The sequence below is a fragment of the Nocardia sp. NPDC127526 genome, from assembly GCF_042672265.1.
Lineage (GTDB): Bacteria > Actinomycetota > Actinomycetes > Mycobacteriales > Mycobacteriaceae > Nocardia.
In genome coordinates this window covers 257,597-272,794 of record NZ_JBHXVO010000002.1, presented here as the reverse complement: position 1 = coordinate 272,794, position 15,198 = coordinate 257,597, and the positions used below count along the sequence as shown (strand labels likewise).

Genomic DNA, 15,198 nt, shown 5'->3' with positions numbered 1-15,198 from the left:
TGTTACGGATCACCCCGCAGGCCGGCATAGCGCCGCGAGAAAGATTCGAGTGCGCAGCGTTCACGGGTAACGCGCGACCACGTGAGCGTGGTGTACGAATACCGGTTCATCACTGTGCCTTTCGTGATCGTTGTTGCCGAGAACGCTAACAAGCGCTGCGGGGTGTGCGCCACTGAATTTCGAGAGGCGAGGATCAGCCGAATACCCGGGTACCTCCCACGTAGGTTTGGGCGACGGTGATGTCGGCGATCTCGGTGGGGGAGACGTGGAATGGATCACGGTCCAGGACAATAAGATCCGCGAGGTTTCCGGGGAGGAGACTGCCGGTGTCGTCGAGGTGGTTGACGTGGGCCGAGCCGGCCGTGTAGGCCGCGAGTGCGGTCATGAGGTCGAGGCGCTGGTCGGGGAGTAGCGGGGGCAGATCGGAGCCGGGGTGGACGCGGTTGACTGCGACGTGGATGCCTGCCAGGGGGTTGGGGTCGCTGACGGGCCAGTCGCTGCCGCAGGCCAGGGTTGCACCGGCGCGGGCGAGATCGCCGAAGAGGTACTGGCGGGCGGAGAGGTCGCCGCCGAGGAAGGGGAGGGTCAGGTCGTCGAGCTGGGGTTCGTGGGCGGCCCACAGGGGTTGGAGGTTGGCGATGGCGCCGAGGCGGTAGAAGCGGTGGATGTCATGGGGGTGGACGACTTGCAGGTGGGCGAGGTGGTGGCGATTGCCGCGCCGGCCGTTGGCGCGGACGGCGGCTTCGAGGGCGTTCAGGGCCTCCTGGACGGCGCGGTCGCCCAGGGCGTGGAAGTGGACCTGGAAGTCGTTGGCGTCGAGTTCGGTGACGTAGTCGCACAAGGCGATCGGGTCCACGAAGCTGAGGCCGCTATTGGCGGTGCAGCAGCCTTTCTGGTCCTTGTAGGGCTCGGTCATGGCGGCGGTGAAGTTCTCGGCCACGCCGTCCTGCATGATCTTCACCGTGTCCAGGCGGAAGCGGCCGGCGCTGAACTGCTTGCGGCGCAGGATCATTGCGGGAATCTGCTCGGAACCCTGCTCGCGCTCCCACCATTGGGCGCCGACCACGCGGGCGGTGAGCAGGCCGCGGCCGGCGGCGGTGTGATAGGTGGCGGCATGGTCCATGGGACCGCCGTCGGCGCTGACAATGGCCTCCTGCCACGCGGTGATGCCGAGCGAGTGCAACCGGGCCTGGGCGCGCAGCAGGCCGGTCAGGCGCTCCTCGGCGGTGACCGGCGGGATGATGCGGTCGACCAGGTGCATGGCTCCCTCCTGGAGCATGCCGCCGGGAATGCCGTCGGCGTCGCGCTCGATGCGCCCGTCACTCGGGTCGGGGGTGTCGGCGGTAATGCCCGCCAGTTCGAGCGCGCGAGTATTGGCCCACGCGCCGTGATGGTCGCGATTGACCAGGTACACGGGCCGGTCGGCGACCACGGCGTCGATCTGCTGCCGGGTCGGGATGCCACCGGGAAAGCTCTCCATCGACCACCCGCTGCCGGTGATCCACTCCCGCCCCGGATTGGCCGCGGCATACGCCGCGATCCGGCGCAGATACTCCGCGAGATCGGTCGTCCCGGTGAGATCGCATTCGCCCAGCTCGATGCCCGCCGAGGCCGCGTGCACGTGCGCGTCCTGGAAACCGGGCAGCAGCGCCCGCCCGTCCAGGTCCACGACTTCGGTCTGCGGCCCGATGTAGTCGCGCACCTCCGCATGCCCGACGGCGCTGATGCGGTCGCGGGTGACCGCCAGCGCCGTGGCGCGGCTGCGCGCGGCATCCATGGTGAGGACACTGCCGCCGGTGAAGACTAGGTCGGCGTAGGACATTCAGTTACTCCTGACAACGGTGGTGGGAGGCAACGCTGCGGCGGGCGATGATTCGATAATGCCTGGTTCGCCGCCGACCAGGATTCCGGGCGCGGGGCGCCGGAAGTACGGGGATTTGCGGACCCATTTGGCCCACGCGCCGACCACGACGCCGGAGAGCACCATGAACGCGGGCACCGACAGTACGAACCAGCCGTTGCCGGCCGCGATTTCGTAGTGGTCGGTGCTGGTGGCGTAGCTCCAGCACAGGTAGCCGGCGAGGGCGAAGAGCATGGCCGCGCCGAGGACCGGCAGGATCACCGCCGCCAGCGCGTCCCGCGCGCTCGTGCGCAGCAGACCGCGGAAGCGGGCCGCGGCGGCCAGGGCGGTCGAGCCGTAATACAGGGCGACGACGATGCCGATCGCGCTCACTGTCGCGTTGATCAGATCCGGCACCTTCGGAATCGCCAGCGCCACAACGCAAACCAGCAGACCGAGCGCGCCGAGCGCAATGGTGCCCGCGGCCGGGGTGCCGTAGCGCGGGTGCACGCGCGACCACACCGGGCCCAGCGTGCGATCACGGCTCATGGCGAACATGCCGCGCACCGTGGGCAGCACACTGGACTGCAGCGACGCCACCGTCGAGAAGGTCAGCGCCATCATGGGCAGCAGCGTCAGCGGCGCGGTGGTCAGGGCCGAGCCGAAATACACCAGCCCCTCCGCGCCGTGCCCGGCCAATTCGTCCAGCGGCAGCACGCGCTGAAATGCGAAGGAGGCCAACAGGAAAAGCCCCAGTGCCAGCAGCAGCGTGGTGGCTCCGGCGCGCCCGGCGGTCCGGCTGTCGTGGCATTCCTCGCTCATGCTGAACGCGGCGTCGAATCCCCAGTAGCAGAACACGGCGGTGACCATGCCCTGCGCGAAGGCCGTCGCCGACGGAATATCGAAGGGGTTGAGCCACTCCAGGCTGAACGGCTGCGTGCCCGCGACCAGCCCATAGCCGCAGAACCCCAGCAGCACAAGGTATTCGAAGATCAGCAGCACCCGCTGGAACTTCGCGGCCAGGCTGACGCCCACCGCCGCGGTCAGCACCGCCGCCACCAGCACCAGCAGCCCGGCGAGCGTGGATTGCAGCGTCGATTCCGGCCGCAGTTCCAGCCCGCCGAGCCGCTGCAGCCCGGCCTCGCCCGCCAGCGCCAGCATCGCCGATCCGGTGACGGTGGTGGTGTAGGCCAGGAACAGCACCATGCTGAACGTCATCACCCAGCCGCACAGGAATCCGAGCCACGGATTCAGCGACCGCCCCACCCACACATAGGTGCTGCCCGCATTGGGTTCGACCCGATTGAGCCGCGCGTACGCCCCCGCGATACAGGCGACCGGCACGATGGCCAAGGCCATGACGATCGGCAGATGCAGCCCCACAATGGCGGCCGTGAGCCCGAGCCCGATTCCGATGCTGGTGGTGACGGCGGTGGTGGACGCGGCGATCACGACGTTGTCGAGTACGCCGAGGGATCTTCGCATGTCTGTGGCCATGAGCTTCAACTTCCGAAATATGCCGTTTTGATTAGCACATGAGAAATGTCGACGTATCTTTAGGTCAATACTGTTGACATAAGGTGCCCCGCATGAGCGACTCCCGCAGTCCCGGCGCTCCCCGCCGCCGACGCCGACCCAGCAAACAGGGCGCGATCCTCTCGGAGGAGTTGATCGTCGAGACCGCCCTGCGCCTGATGAAGGAGCACGGCACGGGCGGCCTGTCCGTCCGCCGCCTGGGCGCCGCCCTCGGCGCCGACCCCACCGCGCTCTATCGCTACTTCGCCGGCACCGACGATCTCCTGCTCGCCGTCGGCGACCTCCTCATCGGCCGCTCCCTCGCGGGCTGGCAACCAACGGGCGACTGGCGGCAGGATTTACGCGCCATCGGCCACCGCATCCGCGACAGCTACCTCGACTGCCCCCAGGTCGCCGCCCTCACCATGTACCGCACCACCGGCCGCCGCCACGAGGCCACCGCCATCAACACGATCCTGGGAGTGCTTCGCGGCGCGGGCTTTCCGGACGAGGAGGCCGTCCGCCTCTACCACGTCCTGGTCGAACAGGGCATGTCCAGCGGCACCCAGCAGGCCTGCTGGGCCGCCCTACCGCCCGCCGCGAAACAGGCCGACTTCCGCATCTGGGACGAGATCTACCCGGCCCTGCCCACCGAAACCCACCCCCACCTGACCGCCCTCTCCCCGCTGCTGCAACCCGAAATGCGCCGCAACTCCTACGATTACGCCCTGGAACTGTTCCTCGATGCGGCAGCGGCGCGATTAGAAGCCGTGCGGCGCGGTAGAGCTCGAACACGCCGTACGCGTAGCGCACAACCGCTTTCGGCGATATAGGATAAGAGCGTCCGGATTTTCATAGAAAGAACCAGAAACCATACTGGGCAGTTGAATGAAATGATCACCCTTGAAATCCCCTGGCTCATAAATCTTCTCGAGGCCTTCGAAATGTTCAGAGACTTGTTGTATCCCCCTCCGATCATTATCGATCCTCCGTTTTGCCTGACTTGCCCTCCTTATCCGTTGTGATTCAGCAAATGAGAATCCAATGTCCTTCAACATCAACCCCAGTGGCGTCAACCCTGGAGCTCTAGGGGCCGACAGCACGGGTTACGGAACCTTCGATGGCGGCTCCTTCGGAACGTTCGGCAACAGCACGGTCCCGGGCTTCGACGGTGGCGGCTATGCCGGCTGGGGGTCCATGGGCGACTTCGCCGGTGTCATTGTCAGCGGCAGTGTCGACGCGCCCTACGTGGGAGCCCTGATTCAGATCGTCTGGTGAGCTGCCGACCCGAACAGCTCGGCGAACTCCTCCGCGAGCAACGCGTACAGCGCGACATCCGCCGGTATGCCGTTGACCAGCCGGGCTTTTCGGGCGATGCCCTCGCGCACCGCGCCGATGGCCTCACATGCCGCGATAGCCGCGATATTCTGCGTCAGCACCCAGGAGTACATCCTGCGTAACCCCATCACCTCGAACCCGAACCTGCCGAGCAGCACTCCGGCCTCGGTGCCCAACCCGTGGTGGTGCTGACCCACGTCGCCGAGGGCGATGCTGAATTCTGCCGCGCGGTCTTCCGGATTCTGATTCCTGAGCGTGCCGAGTCCGATCGGCCGCATATCATCGATCGAGCAGATCATCAGGACAGCCCCACCGAACGATATCTGCTCATTGCTCGTCACCCATTGCGCCCACATCCTTCGTGATGAGGGATATCGGTATCCGACCAATGTGCGAAACCACTCTTGTTGGAACCATTCGTACAAAACACTCGAATCGCTGTCCTCGAGAGCGCGCAGCATGACACGAGTTCCTTTGATCATCGTGAACCTCCCGGTCGCCGATTCAGATTCGCATGAGGTCGGCTCGGCAGTTGCCGATTCCCCGGCAATGGCCACGACGCACCGTGTGGCGACACGATGGCCCGATACGAGCTTCAGCGGGAGAGAGGATAAAGGAATTCGAAGACCGTTCCGGCGACCGGGCCGGGGTGGGTCGGTGGGTGCCAGATGTGGCCTGCCGACGTATCGGTGACCAGGTAGTCGGCGTTGGTACCCGGAATGTGGTCGAGGACGCCTTCGCAGTGCGGGCCGCCGGTGGCGTTCACGAGCGGGAGGTCCTCGGGGTATTTGTAGGGCTCGCCCGCGGGCATGAGGCTGGCGTTGAAGAAGACGGCGGCGTCCGGGCCGCCGCCGAACAGGTATGCGATGAGGGGCATGTTCGTGCCGAGGCCGACGATGGTGCAGTGGAGGGCCGGGCGGTATTCGTAGAGGGTCTCGGTGGTGGGGCGCAGCAGGCGTAATGCTTCGACGAGGGGCGATCCGGTGTCGGCGAGGATGGGAGTGGCGGTGTCGGCCAGGCCGATGAGGTTGGCCAGCAGCGCGTCGAGACGAGAATGACCATCGACCAGCGTGGCGGCGGTGACGGCGGCATTGTCGGTGGTGTGCAACAGGTCCGGGACGGTGTCGCTGTACAGACCGGTCACCGCGGTGGTGGATTGCAAGTCGTGACGCAGCGCGGGCAGGACCGGGTTGAGCTCGCGCAGAACGGCGTCACCGGCGGTGAGGATCTGGCCGAGATCCTCCCCGCGCCCGTCGAGCGCCGCGCCGAGGGCTTGCAGTGTGGCATTGAGCTTTTCGGGTTCGACCTGCGCGAGGATGTCCGAAAGATGCTGGAACAGCGTGTTGAACTCCACCGTCACGCTCGAAGCGAGAATGGCCGCACCGGGTTTCAGCGACTCCCGTGACGGCTGCGCGGGCGCCATGAAGTTGATGTACTTCGCGCCGAACACCGTCGTGGAGCGAATATCCACGGAAACGTTGGCGGGCACCAGCTTCAGCATCTCGGGATCGATATCCAGCACCACCCGAGCGCCGCTCGCCGTACTGTCGACCGTGGCCACCCGCCCGATCTCCACCCCGCGAAACTTCACCTTGGCCTCGGGATCGAGCACCAGCCCACTGCGCGGCGCGGTGACCGTCACCTGTGTGGCGTCCTCGAACCCGCCCGCGAAACTCACCAGGCACAGCGTGATCACCGCCGCGATCACGGTCACCAGTCCCAGCCCGGCCGACCTGACGACCCACCTGTGGAATCTCATCCTCGCGCCCCCTGTCTTGCCATAGCGCACCGGATCCAAATGTGATCTAGGTCAAAGAATTAGAACACGTTCCCATAACTGCCCGCGGCGCTTTCCATCGGACCGAACCGCACCACCGTCACCGCACCCCGGAGGCGAGGTAGTAGAAAAGGGGGCGAGGCGTCACGGGAATCCCGCCCGGATGCCGCCCGCCGATTCACCTCGCGCGGTCCCGCAACTACCGAACGGAGAGAGGCCAAGTCATGGCGACCTCTACAGCGCGTGCCCAGATCGGAGTCACCGGCCTGGCGGTCATGGGCAGCAATATCGCCCGCAACTTCGCCAAGCACGGCTACACCGTGGCGTTGCACAACCGCAGCGTCGGCAAGACCGACGCGCTCCTCGAGGCACACGGCGACGACGGCGACTTCGTGCGCACCGAGACCATCGAGGAGTTCGTCGCGGCCCTCGAGAAGCCGCGCCGGGTGCTGATCATGGTCAAGGCGGGCGAGCCCACCGACGCCGTCATCGAAGAGCTGGCCGCGGTCATGGAGCCGGGCGACATCATCATCGACGGCGGCAACGCCCTCTACACCGACACCATTCGCCGCGAGGCCGCCATGGCCGAGCGCGGCCTGAACTTCGTGGGCGCGGGCATCTCCGGCGGCGAGGAGGGCGCGCTCAACGGTCCCGCCATCATGCCGGGCGGCCCGAAGGAGTCCTACGAGTCGCTGGGTCCCCTGCTGGAATCCATTGCGGCCCAGGTCGACGGCACCCCCTGCTGCACCCACATCGGCCCCGACGGCTCCGGCCACTTCGTGAAGATGGTGCACAACGGCATCGAGTACGCCGATATGCAGCTCATCGGCGAGGCCTACAACCTGTTCCGCGACGCCCTCGGCTTCGACGCCAAGCAGATCGCGGACGTGTTCACCCAGTGGAACTCCGGCGACCTGGAGTCCTACCTCGTGGAGATCACCGCCGAGGTCCTCAACCAGGTCGACGCCAAGACCGGCAAGCCCCTCGTCGACGTCATCGTCGATGCCGCCGAGCAGAAGGGCACCGGCCGCTGGACCGTCAAGTCCGCCCTCGACCTGGGCATCCCCGTCACCGGCATTGCCGAGGCCGTCTTCGCCCGCGCCCTGTCCGGCTCCCGCGCCCAGCGCAAGGCCGCCCAGGGCCTGGCCTCCGGCACCCTGGCCGAAAAGCCCACCGATATCGCCCAATTCACCGAGGACATCCGCCAGGCCCTCTACGCCTCCAAGATCGTCGCCTACGCTCAGGGCTTCGACCAGATCGCCGCCGGCAGCGCCGAATACAACTGGAACCTCAACCCCGGCGACCTGGCCACCATCTGGCGCGGCGGCTGCATCATCCGCGCCCGCTTCCTCAATCGCATCAAGGACGCCTACGAGGAGAATCCGGAACTCCCCTCCCTGATCCTGGCCCCCTACTTCCGCGAAGCCATCGAAACCGCCATCGACAGCTGGCGCCGCGTAGTCTCCACCGCCACCCTCCTCGGCATCCCCGTCCCCGCCTTCGCCTCCTCCCTCTCCTACTACGACGCCCTCCGCGCCGAACGCCTCCCGGCAGCCCTCACCCAGGGCCAGCGCGACTTCTTCGGCGCCCACACCTACGAGCGCATCGACGCCGAAGGCAAGTACCACACCCTCTGGAGCGGCGACCGCAGCGAAATCCCCGCGTAGTCAAGGATTTTCGCCCGATCCACCCCTGAAGGCCCCGGCGCGCCGGCCGGGGCCTTCAGGCTGTGTGCCGGTCGCATATTCGATCGGTGATTCGGCGGTGGTCGTTTATGGTGTCCCCTTGTGCGTCAACCTGATCGGCTGGAGGCCGGGCATCCGTTCCGGCAGTGGAAGACCTGGCGGATCCCCGGTACGAAGTTCACGTTGACCGGGTATTCGCGGGCCAATGACAAGACGTTCTTTCATATCCCCGGCTTGCGGTGCAGCCTCGATGCGGGGCTGTGTGAAGGGCGGCAGGTGGATACGGTTTTCCTGACGCATACGCATCATGATCATGCGAAGGATCTCGACTTCCTGGCGGGGAAGGAGTCCGGTGTGGATATCTACCTGCCGGATGCGGCGGTGCCTTATGTGGAGTCCTATCTGCGGGCGAGTGCCGAGTTGAATCACGGGGCCGCCTATGACCCGGCGCTGGCCGGGCACCGGTTGCACGGTGTCCGAGGCGGTGATGAGTTCGAGTTCGGCCGCCAGGGTCATCATGTGCGGGTTGTCAAGTGTCTGCACAAGGTTCCCTGTGTGGGGTATGCGTTCGCGGAACGCGGCAAGGAGCTGCTGCCGGAGTACGCGGAGTTGCGGGACGCCCTGGCCGAGGAGGGGAGGGGCGGCGAGTTCGGACGCCTCATCGCGGCGAAGCGGAAGGCGGGTGTGCGGGTCGAGCGGGACACGCTGCGTCCGCTGTTCGCTTTTCTCGGTGACACACATGTGGACGTCTTCGCGCGCAATGCGTGGTTGTTCGACTATCCGGTGATCATCACCGAGTGCACGTTCCTGCATGACAGTGAACTCGAGCGGGCCGATCGCGTGGGGCACACGGTGTGGGGTCGGCTGCGGCCAGTGGTCGAGGCGCATCCCGAAACGCTGTTCGTGCTCACCCATTTCAGCTTGCGGCATTCCGATCGCGAGGTGCTGGAGTTCTTCGAGACGATGGCGGGGCGACTTGCCAATGTGCTGCCGTGGGCGCATTCCGAGAGTCTGCTGGCCGAGCAGCATCAGTCTGCGAGCTGATGGCGGTGGGCCCGATTACCAAGGGCCGACGATGAATTCCAGCACTGCCAAGGCGATCGCGCCGAGTAAGGCCGTGATTACTGCGATGAGCAGGGTGAGGCGGCGAGCGGGTCGGGGATTGCGGGGGAAGGCTCGGGATGCGATGAAACCGCCTGCGGCGCCGAGGAATCCGAGCAGGAATACGCCGCCCAGGGCTAGGTAGAAGAGGCTTCCGAGGGCTGCGACGGGGGCTTCGCGGAAGCCGCGGGCGTAGCCGGAGAGGGGGACCGGGAATCGGTAGAGGGTTGCGACCAGGGCGGCGGCGGCAGGTGCGGCGACGAGGGCGGTGAGGGCGCCGCAGAGGGCTTCTTTCCAGGCGAGCGGGGTGGGGTCGGGCTGCGGAGCATGCGACATGCTCCGCAGCGTATGGGGGGCCGTGCCGGGTGGACAGGGAGGAAACACCCGGCGTGGCGGGTAGAACTACGCGCGGTGGGCTCTCAGTCCCAGCTGTCGATCTTGACGTCGTCGGGGTGGGCGGCACCTGTGCCGGTTTCGAGCAGTTGCTTGAGGCTCACCAGGTAGGTGGCCCACTTGGTGCTGCAGTGGTGCATGAACTCGACCGGTTCCTTCCAGTCGCGATGCTTGAACAGCACGGTGGTGTAGTCGTCGGAGTGGGTGAGGGTCCAATCGACGTGGGTGCCGATCCACTCCTCGGGTCCGTCGACGACCTCCCACAGCACATGCCTGCCGGGGTCGAGGTCGCGGACGTTCATGTCGAATCCACCTGCGGCGAAACGGAATTGGAGTTCGCCGCCGATGTGCGCGCCATCGCCCTTGGTGTCGGTGGTCCACCAGCCGGCCAGGCCCTCGGGCGTGGTGAGGGCGGTGTAGACCGCGGAGGCGGGGGATTTGATGCCAACCTTGTGCAGGATGTCGACCATGGCAATTCTTCTTTCGAGAGTGATTACGGTGCTCTGCTATTCGGTGTCGCGCTGATCCTGGGCGCGCTGAATGGCCTCGGCGATGGTCTTGATGCGGCGCAGCCTGGCATCCCAGGCGGCCCCGACCGAGGACAGTTGCGCGACGGCCCGCGCGAGTTGCGCTTCGTCCACGCGGTACCTCTTTTCCCGCCCGGCGGGCGTGGCGTGCACCAGGCCGACCCGGTCGAGCACGCCGAGATGTTTCGCGATGGCCTGCCGGGTCACGGGCAGTTGCTCGCTCAAGCCGGTGGCCGTGCCATCGCCGGCCGCCAGGAGCAGGTCGAGCATGCGCCGCCGCGTCGGGTCGCCGACCGCGGACCACAGCTCGTCGTCGACCAGGGTGCTCATCGGGTGGACACCAACTCGGCGATGTACTCGCCCAGCCGGGGAACGAAGGTGTCCCAGCCGATGACGTGCTCGCGGTACATCTCCTCGAGCCGGGCGGCCTCCCAGCCGCGTTCGCGCCAGCCGGACTCGGTCAGCCGGATGCGGGTGCCCGCGCCGACCGGCGTGAGCTCGAAGGTGACCAGCAGCGATTTCGCGTCGTCGGCGACCGTGCTGTCCGGATAGCACCAGCGGAAGGAGAACAGCCGCGGCGGATCGACCTCCACCACCAGCATGGCCTCGACGTCCACGCGCGCACCCCAGACCAGCTCGCCGACCGCACCGGGCTTCACCTCGAACGAGGAGTCGTCGGACCACCATTCGTTGATGTGCTCGGGCTTGCTGACGACCTCGAACACCACGTCGGGGGAGGCGTCGACATAGATCTCACGTTCGATGCTGCCGTACTCCATGTTCGCGACCTTTCTCGATATGCAACCTTTTGTTGCACATTAAGGTAGTCGGCGATCGAGCAATGTGCAACCATTAGTTGCGTATCAGCTGAAAGGCCAGTTCAGGACACCTGCCGCCGACGATGGTCGGCCACGTGCACCCGGGTCGAGCAGCGGGTCGAGCAGAAGCGGCGGCGGCCGTTGCGGGAGGTGTCGACGAAGACGATGTCGCAGCCCTCCCGGGCGCAGCGGCCGATGCGGGACGGATCCTCGCAGAACAGTGCGGCCAGGCCGAAGGCGGTGTACGCCTTCACCCGCTCGTCCACGGGCGCGGTCTCGTCGGAGTAGTGCAGGTGCGGCGCCCGCCCGTCGTGGGTCGAGATGTACGGGCGGCTGGTCGTTTTCGCCAGCAGGGCATTGAGCAGCTCGACGGAAGGGTTGGTGAAGACCGCGTCGAGTTCCCTTGTCCAGGACCGCAGTTCGGCATGCTGGGCCGCATTCACGGGACCCAGTGGCTTGTAATCGGATTCGGCCAGCAGCTTGCCGAGATCCTGATCCGGGGCGGCGTTCACCAGCCGGGCGGCCAGTTCCGCTGCGACGCCCCCGTAAGGGTTGAAATGCACTAGACCATTACATCAGGGTGGAGACATGTCCGCTACCTGCCCCGCCTGCTCCTGGTCCGAACCGGCGATCGTGTCCACCCACGGCACCATTCGCTACCTGCGCTGCGTGTGCGGCAAGTGGCTGATCGAGGAGCGCGAGGTCGTGCTGGCCACTGCGGGCAGTAGCGCATTCGCTGACGCGCATCGCGAAACCCGCAGGGGCGCAGGGGAAGCGAACTGATCGGCGGCCTTACGGAACGACCTGCACGATATCGCCCGGGTTCAGATGGTAGAAGGTCTTCTCCGCACCTTCGGGCGTCATCCGGATGCAGCCGTGCGACTGCTCCTCGATGGGGCCGATGTGGGTGGCGATATCGCCGTCGAAGAACACCGCCCACTTCATCGGGACGTGGTGCAGGGTGCTCCAGTGGTCCTCGCGTTTGAAGTCGACGTCGAAGGTGCCCACATTGGTGAGGTAGCCGGGCCTGCCGTGGGAGATCGGGGTCGGGCCGTAGGTGACCCGGCCGTCCTCCACCAGCCACGCCTCGTTCGTGGACAACTGCAGGCACAGCCGCGCCTCGGGCGCGCAGGGCGCGACCACCAGGGGGGCCGGGAGCGGCGGAATGATCGAGGGGATGCCCGGGATATCGGGACCGCCGGGCCACAGCGGATCGGCCTGCGCGGGGCCTGCCATGGCGAACCCCGCGGCCGCCACACCTGCGAGAACCGCGACGCCCACCGCCCAGGTTCTTGATTGCTCACTGCCCATGACCCGTCCAGCCTTTCGCTCGGAAAAACCTCGGAAGCCGTTCAATCATACTGCCCGGCAGGCGCTTTCGCGCTCGTTCCGCGCCCGGGCGGGCTATTCGATCAAGAACTGTGATCAACCGCGGTGATCTCGCCTCTGTTAGGATTTCATCAAAATGATCAGAACGATTTAAATAACGCAGCGGCAATCACTTTTCGCCATTTCTGCGATTGCCGTCACTTTCATGCCGGGTGAACATGCCCGAATTGCCTGAGCTATACCCAAATTGGTTAATGGCAGGTTACTTCCACCTGAAAGATTCATATCTCAGATAGCTAGCCGAGCAAACGAGTTGTACTGTCCGATCATCGCAGCGCGGCGATTATCGAACCCCCCCATCCACCGGGTGGTGAAGTGATCACGACCACTTCCGAAAACCCTTGCCGTGGTTCGCAATGAGTGCGAGTCTGCGGTTCACCCGGTACCTCAACACAGTACATCTCTTCTGATAGGTGGTCGAAATGGCCGATCTGTTGGTAAATGAGTTCCACGGCGATATTCGCACCTGGTCAGCACCGCATTGGAGCGCGCACGACCTGATCGCCGCAAAACGCGGGCGGACCGTTTCGGTTGTTCTCCCCGCACTCAACGAGGAAGCCACCGTGGCCGATGTCGTCCACGCGGTCCGCTCCCTGCCACCCGGGCTCGTGGACGAATTGATCGTCATGGATTCCGGATCCTCCGATGCCACCATGCGCGTCGCCGCTGCCGCCGGCGCGACGGTGGTGAGCCGGGAGGAAGTGCTGCCCGAACATCCGCCGGTGCCCGGCAAGGGCGAGGTGCTGTGGCGGTCGCTGGCGGTGGCCTCCGGCGACATCGTCATGTTCATGGATTCCGATCTCATCGATCCGGATCCGCAATTCGTGCCCAAACTCATCGGGCCGCTGCTGCTCGATGAATCGCTGGTGTTCAGCAAGGCCTATTACCGCCGGCCCCTGCTCGTCGGCGAGACCTTCGACGAATCTGGCGGCGGCCGGGTGACCGAACTCGTGGCGCGGCCGCTGCTGGCGGCGCTGCGGCCCGGACTGCGCCATGTGGTGCAACCGCTGGGCGGTGAATACGCCGCGACCCGCGAGGCGCTCGAAAGACTCGCCTTCGCACCGCATTACGGCGTAGAAATCGGTCTGCTGATCGATGTGTACGACATGTACGGCGCCTCGGCCATCGGCCAGGTCGACCTGGGCGTGCGCAAACACCGCAACCGCCCGCTGCACGAATTGGGCGTCATGAGCCGCCAAATCATGGCGACGGCCCTGGAACGGTGCGGCCTGCCCGATTCGGGCGCCGGTATCGTCCAATTCCCGTTGGGCACCGAGGGTTTCGCGCCGCGCGAATCCGCCTTGCATACCGAGCATCGGCCGCCGATGAATTCGCTGCTGCGGATCGCGTCCTGAAAACCGCTCTGGAAAAGCAAGGAGGAAAACAATCATGATGCAGAGCGGGCTCATCGACGACTGGCGGCCCAAGGGCGGCCGGTTGACGATCATCCGTCCCACCGAGAGCGCACGGGCGGCGGCCATCCGCGCCCGCGCCGACGCCACCCCGCCGTCCTTCCAGCAGGATGCCTACCTGGAGATGGCGCGGACCGCCAAACAGACCGGCGGCCGCTTCGACCGGCTGATTCTGTGCGCCTTCACCCTCGACGGCGAACCCGATATTCCGGCACTGGTCCGCGCCACCACGGCGGTGGTGCGCCGCCACGACGCCTTCCACAGCTGGTTCGAAATCGACGGCGATCTCCATATCCAGCGGCGCGTGCTGGAGGCCGAGGACATCGATCTCGCCGCCGATTCCTGGGGTGAGATCGACGGCCTGCTGATCAGCCGCATTCTGCAGCGGGTCACCCCCGGCCCGACCAGCTGGGATTGCTTCACCTTCGCCATCATCGATCACGGCGGCTCGTTCACCGTGGTGGTGGCCTGCGATCACCTCAATACCGATGCCGTCTCCGGCGGCATCATCAGCGGCGAACTCGTGCAGCTGTATTTCGACCCGACCGCGGCGACGCGGCTGGCGGACGTCCCGGTGGGCAGCTACCGGGAGTACTGCGAACGCGAACGCGCGCAAGCGGCCGAACTCGCGGCGCATTCGCCCCAGATCACGCAGTGGGCCGACCGCATCCTGGCCAATGGCGGCCGCTTGCCGAGTTTCCCGCTGCCGCTGCAGGACCCCGACGCGAAGGTGTCCGCCTCGGCGGCCTCGGATCGGCGGGTCCTGCTGTCCGGACCGCTGGCCGACGCCTTCGAAGCCGAATGCGCCCGCGCCGGAGTGCGCCTGGTGTCCGGCGTTTTCGCCGCGGCCGCCTACGCCGACTACCAGCTGTCGGGCCGCACGCAGTATTTCAACCTGTCGCCGAAGAACACCCGCACCGGCGCGGCCGAGCACCGCACCGTCGGCTGGTATGCCAGCCTGATCCCCATCGCCTTCGAATTCGATCCCGCGGAAGGCTTCGCCGCGACGGCGCAGCGCGCCGATGCCGCCTTCTCCGCCGGGAAATGGCTGTCGAACGTCTCCCTGCACCGCGTGGTGGAGCTGCTGGAGTCGCAGGAGGGATTCCATGTGCGGCGCGGCTGGGTGGCTCCCATGCTGTCGTTCCTGGATCTGCGGAAACTGCCCGGCGCCGAGCTTTTCTCCGCCCTGGACTTCTCGTTCTTCGGCAGCCGCGGCACCTCCGAGGAGGTGTACACCTGGGTGCAGCGCACCGACGACATGATCTGGGCGGCCTCCCTGTTCCCCGACACCCCGATCGCCGGCGGCGCGATGACGCGCTACTGCGATGTCCTCACCCGGGTCATGGAATCCATCGCGCATTCCGGCACCGGTCCGCTCTCCCGCGACGTCGCGTGACGGGCCC

At 66.2% G+C, this 15,198-nt stretch carries 17 protein-coding genes; 7 read left to right on the top strand and 10 right to left on the bottom strand.

Annotation, left to right across the window (positions count from 1 at the left end; genetic code table 11):
- Positions 1-193: 193 nt before the first annotated feature.
- Positions 194-1,822 (bottom strand): amidohydrolase, encoded by a 1,629-nt coding sequence (locus tag ACFVIV_RS04375; RefSeq protein WP_379193357.1) that lies wholly within the window; start codon positions 1,820-1,822, stop codon positions 194-196.
- Entirely contained in the window at positions 1,823-3,337 is a 1,515-nt protein-coding gene (locus tag ACFVIV_RS04370; protein WP_379193356.1) for an APC family permease, read from the bottom strand.
- Positions 3,338-3,429: 92 nt separating this feature from the next.
- On the opposite strand from ACFVIV_RS04370, the gene ACFVIV_RS04365 reads away from it, so the two are divergent.
- Complete coding sequence (locus ACFVIV_RS04365) at positions 3,430-4,188, top strand: TetR/AcrR family transcriptional regulator (protein ID WP_379193355.1); 759 nt, start codon at positions 3,430-3,432, stop codon at positions 4,186-4,188.
- Between the two features lie 211 nt (positions 4,189-4,399).
- Positions 4,400-4,633: a hypothetical protein gene (locus ACFVIV_RS04360; RefSeq protein WP_379193354.1), complete on the top strand. Its 234-nt coding sequence runs from the start codon at positions 4,400-4,402 to the stop codon at positions 4,631-4,633.
- On the opposite strand, the gene ACFVIV_RS04355 is transcribed toward ACFVIV_RS04360, so the two are convergent.
- Together ACFVIV_RS04355 and ACFVIV_RS04350 are read right to left on the bottom strand one after the other, a co-directional pair.
- Positions 4,618-5,154: a GNAT family N-acetyltransferase gene (locus ACFVIV_RS04355; RefSeq protein ID WP_379193353.1), complete on the bottom strand. Its 537-nt coding sequence runs from the start codon at positions 5,152-5,154 to the stop codon at positions 4,618-4,620. The two genes, ACFVIV_RS04360 and ACFVIV_RS04355, sit on opposite strands and share 16 nt — an antisense overlap.
- A gap of 134 nt (positions 5,155-5,288) precedes the next feature.
- Positions 5,289-6,452, bottom strand: a complete 1,164-nt coding sequence (locus ACFVIV_RS04350) for an MCE family protein (protein ID WP_379193352.1) — start codon at positions 6,450-6,452, stop codon at positions 5,289-5,291.
- Positions 6,453-6,694: 242 nt separating this feature from the next.
- Here ACFVIV_RS04350 and gndA point away from each other — a divergent pair, with 242 nt between their 5' ends.
- Entirely contained in the window at positions 6,695-8,137 is a 1,443-nt protein-coding gene (gene gndA / locus ACFVIV_RS04345) for an NADP-dependent phosphogluconate dehydrogenase (protein WP_379193351.1), read from the top strand.
- A gap of 120 nt (positions 8,138-8,257) precedes the next feature.
- Positions 8,258-9,199 (top strand): MBL fold metallo-hydrolase, encoded by a 942-nt coding sequence (locus tag ACFVIV_RS04340; RefSeq protein ID WP_379193350.1) that lies wholly within the window; start codon positions 8,258-8,260, stop codon positions 9,197-9,199.
- A gap of 15 nt (positions 9,200-9,214) precedes the next feature.
- Here the strand turns inward: ACFVIV_RS04340 and ACFVIV_RS04335 are convergent, their stop codons facing one another.
- The 5 genes from ACFVIV_RS04335 to ACFVIV_RS04315 all read right to left on the bottom strand — a co-directional run bounded on the left by ACFVIV_RS04335 (position 9,215) and on the right by ACFVIV_RS04315 (position 11,557).
- Entirely contained in the window at positions 9,215-9,592 is a 378-nt protein-coding gene (locus tag ACFVIV_RS04335) for a hypothetical protein (protein WP_379193349.1), read from the bottom strand.
- Positions 9,593-9,675: 83 nt separating this feature from the next.
- Positions 9,676-10,119, bottom strand: coding sequence for an SRPBCC domain-containing protein (locus ACFVIV_RS04330; RefSeq protein WP_379193348.1), 444 nt, complete (start codon positions 10,117-10,119; stop codon positions 9,676-9,678).
- A gap of 36 nt (positions 10,120-10,155) precedes the next feature.
- Positions 10,156-10,506 (bottom strand): ArsR/SmtB family transcription factor, encoded by a 351-nt coding sequence (locus ACFVIV_RS04325; protein WP_379193347.1) that lies wholly within the window; start codon positions 10,504-10,506, stop codon positions 10,156-10,158.
- Positions 10,503-10,955, bottom strand: coding sequence for an SRPBCC domain-containing protein (locus tag ACFVIV_RS04320; protein WP_379193346.1), 453 nt, complete (start codon positions 10,953-10,955; stop codon positions 10,503-10,505). Before ACFVIV_RS04320 ends, ACFVIV_RS04325 begins: the two co-directional genes overlap by 4 nt.
- A gap of 101 nt (positions 10,956-11,056) precedes the next feature.
- Positions 11,057-11,557 (bottom strand): CGNR zinc finger domain-containing protein, encoded by a 501-nt coding sequence (locus ACFVIV_RS04315; protein ID WP_379193345.1) that lies wholly within the window; start codon positions 11,555-11,557, stop codon positions 11,057-11,059.
- Positions 11,558-11,582: 25 nt separating this feature from the next.
- On the opposite strand from ACFVIV_RS04315, the gene ACFVIV_RS04310 reads away from it, so the two are divergent.
- Entirely contained in the window at positions 11,583-11,777 is a 195-nt protein-coding gene (locus ACFVIV_RS04310) for a hypothetical protein (protein ID WP_379193344.1), read from the top strand.
- Between the two features lie 9 nt (positions 11,778-11,786).
- On the opposite strand, the gene ACFVIV_RS04305 is transcribed toward ACFVIV_RS04310, so the two are convergent.
- Complete coding sequence (locus ACFVIV_RS04305) at positions 11,787-12,305, bottom strand: L,D-transpeptidase (RefSeq protein WP_379193343.1); 519 nt, start codon at positions 12,303-12,305, stop codon at positions 11,787-11,789.
- Positions 12,306-12,805: 500 nt separating this feature from the next.
- On the opposite strand from ACFVIV_RS04305, the gene ACFVIV_RS04300 reads away from it, so the two are divergent.
- Both ACFVIV_RS04300 and ACFVIV_RS04295 read left to right on the top strand, forming a co-directional pair.
- Positions 12,806-13,738 (top strand): glucosyl-3-phosphoglycerate synthase, encoded by a 933-nt coding sequence (locus ACFVIV_RS04300; protein ID WP_379193342.1) that lies wholly within the window; start codon positions 12,806-12,808, stop codon positions 13,736-13,738.
- Between the two features lie 34 nt (positions 13,739-13,772).
- Positions 13,773-15,191 carry a condensation domain-containing protein gene (locus ACFVIV_RS04295; protein WP_379193341.1) on the top strand — a complete coding sequence of 473 codons (1,419 nt, stop codon included), beginning with the start codon at positions 13,773-13,775 and terminating at the stop codon, positions 15,189-15,191.
- Positions 15,192-15,198 lie beyond the last annotated feature (7 nt).

Bases quoted from the DNA above. Each gene is read 5' to 3' on its own strand.
- ACFVIV_RS04325 (WP_379193347.1), bottom strand. From the start codon at position 10,506: ATGAGCACCCTGGTCGACGACGAGCTGTGGTCCGCGGTCGGCGACCCG.
- ACFVIV_RS04300 (WP_379193342.1), top strand. From the start codon at position 12,806: ATGGCCGATCTGTTGGTAAATGAGTTCCACGGCGATATTCGCACCTGG.
- ACFVIV_RS04360 (WP_379193354.1), top strand. From the start codon at position 4,400: ATGTCCTTCAACATCAACCCCAGTGGCGTCAACCCTGGAGCTCTAGGG.
- ACFVIV_RS04320 (WP_379193346.1), bottom strand. From the start codon at position 10,955: ATGGAGTACGGCAGCATCGAACGTGAGATCTATGTCGACGCCTCCCCC.
- ACFVIV_RS04370 (WP_379193356.1), bottom strand. From the start codon at position 3,337: ATGGCCACAGACATGCGAAGATCCCTCGGCGTACTCGACAACGTCGTG.
- ACFVIV_RS04350 (WP_379193352.1), bottom strand. From the start codon at position 6,452: ATGAGATTCCACAGGTGGGTCGTCAGGTCGGCCGGGCTGGGACTGGTG.
- ACFVIV_RS04375 (WP_379193357.1), bottom strand. From the start codon at position 1,822: ATGTCCTACGCCGACCTAGTCTTCACCGGCGGCAGTGTCCTCACCATG.
- ACFVIV_RS04355 (WP_379193353.1), bottom strand. From the start codon at position 5,154: ATGCTGCGCGCTCTCGAGGACAGCGATTCGAGTGTTTTGTACGAATGG.
- gndA (WP_379193351.1), top strand. From the start codon at position 6,695: ATGGCGACCTCTACAGCGCGTGCCCAGATCGGAGTCACCGGCCTGGCG.
- ACFVIV_RS04365 (WP_379193355.1), top strand. From the start codon at position 3,430: ATGAGCGACTCCCGCAGTCCCGGCGCTCCCCGCCGCCGACGCCGACCC.
- ACFVIV_RS04310 (WP_379193344.1), top strand. From the start codon at position 11,583: ATGTCCGCTACCTGCCCCGCCTGCTCCTGGTCCGAACCGGCGATCGTG.
- ACFVIV_RS04330 (WP_379193348.1), bottom strand. From the start codon at position 10,119: ATGGTCGACATCCTGCACAAGGTTGGCATCAAATCCCCCGCCTCCGCG.
- ACFVIV_RS04305 (WP_379193343.1), bottom strand. From the start codon at position 12,305: ATGGGCAGTGAGCAATCAAGAACCTGGGCGGTGGGCGTCGCGGTTCTC.
- ACFVIV_RS04335 (WP_379193349.1), bottom strand. From the start codon at position 9,592: ATGTCGCATGCTCCGCAGCCCGACCCCACCCCGCTCGCCTGGAAAGAA.
- ACFVIV_RS04295 (WP_379193341.1), top strand. From the start codon at position 13,773: ATGATGCAGAGCGGGCTCATCGACGACTGGCGGCCCAAGGGCGGCCGG.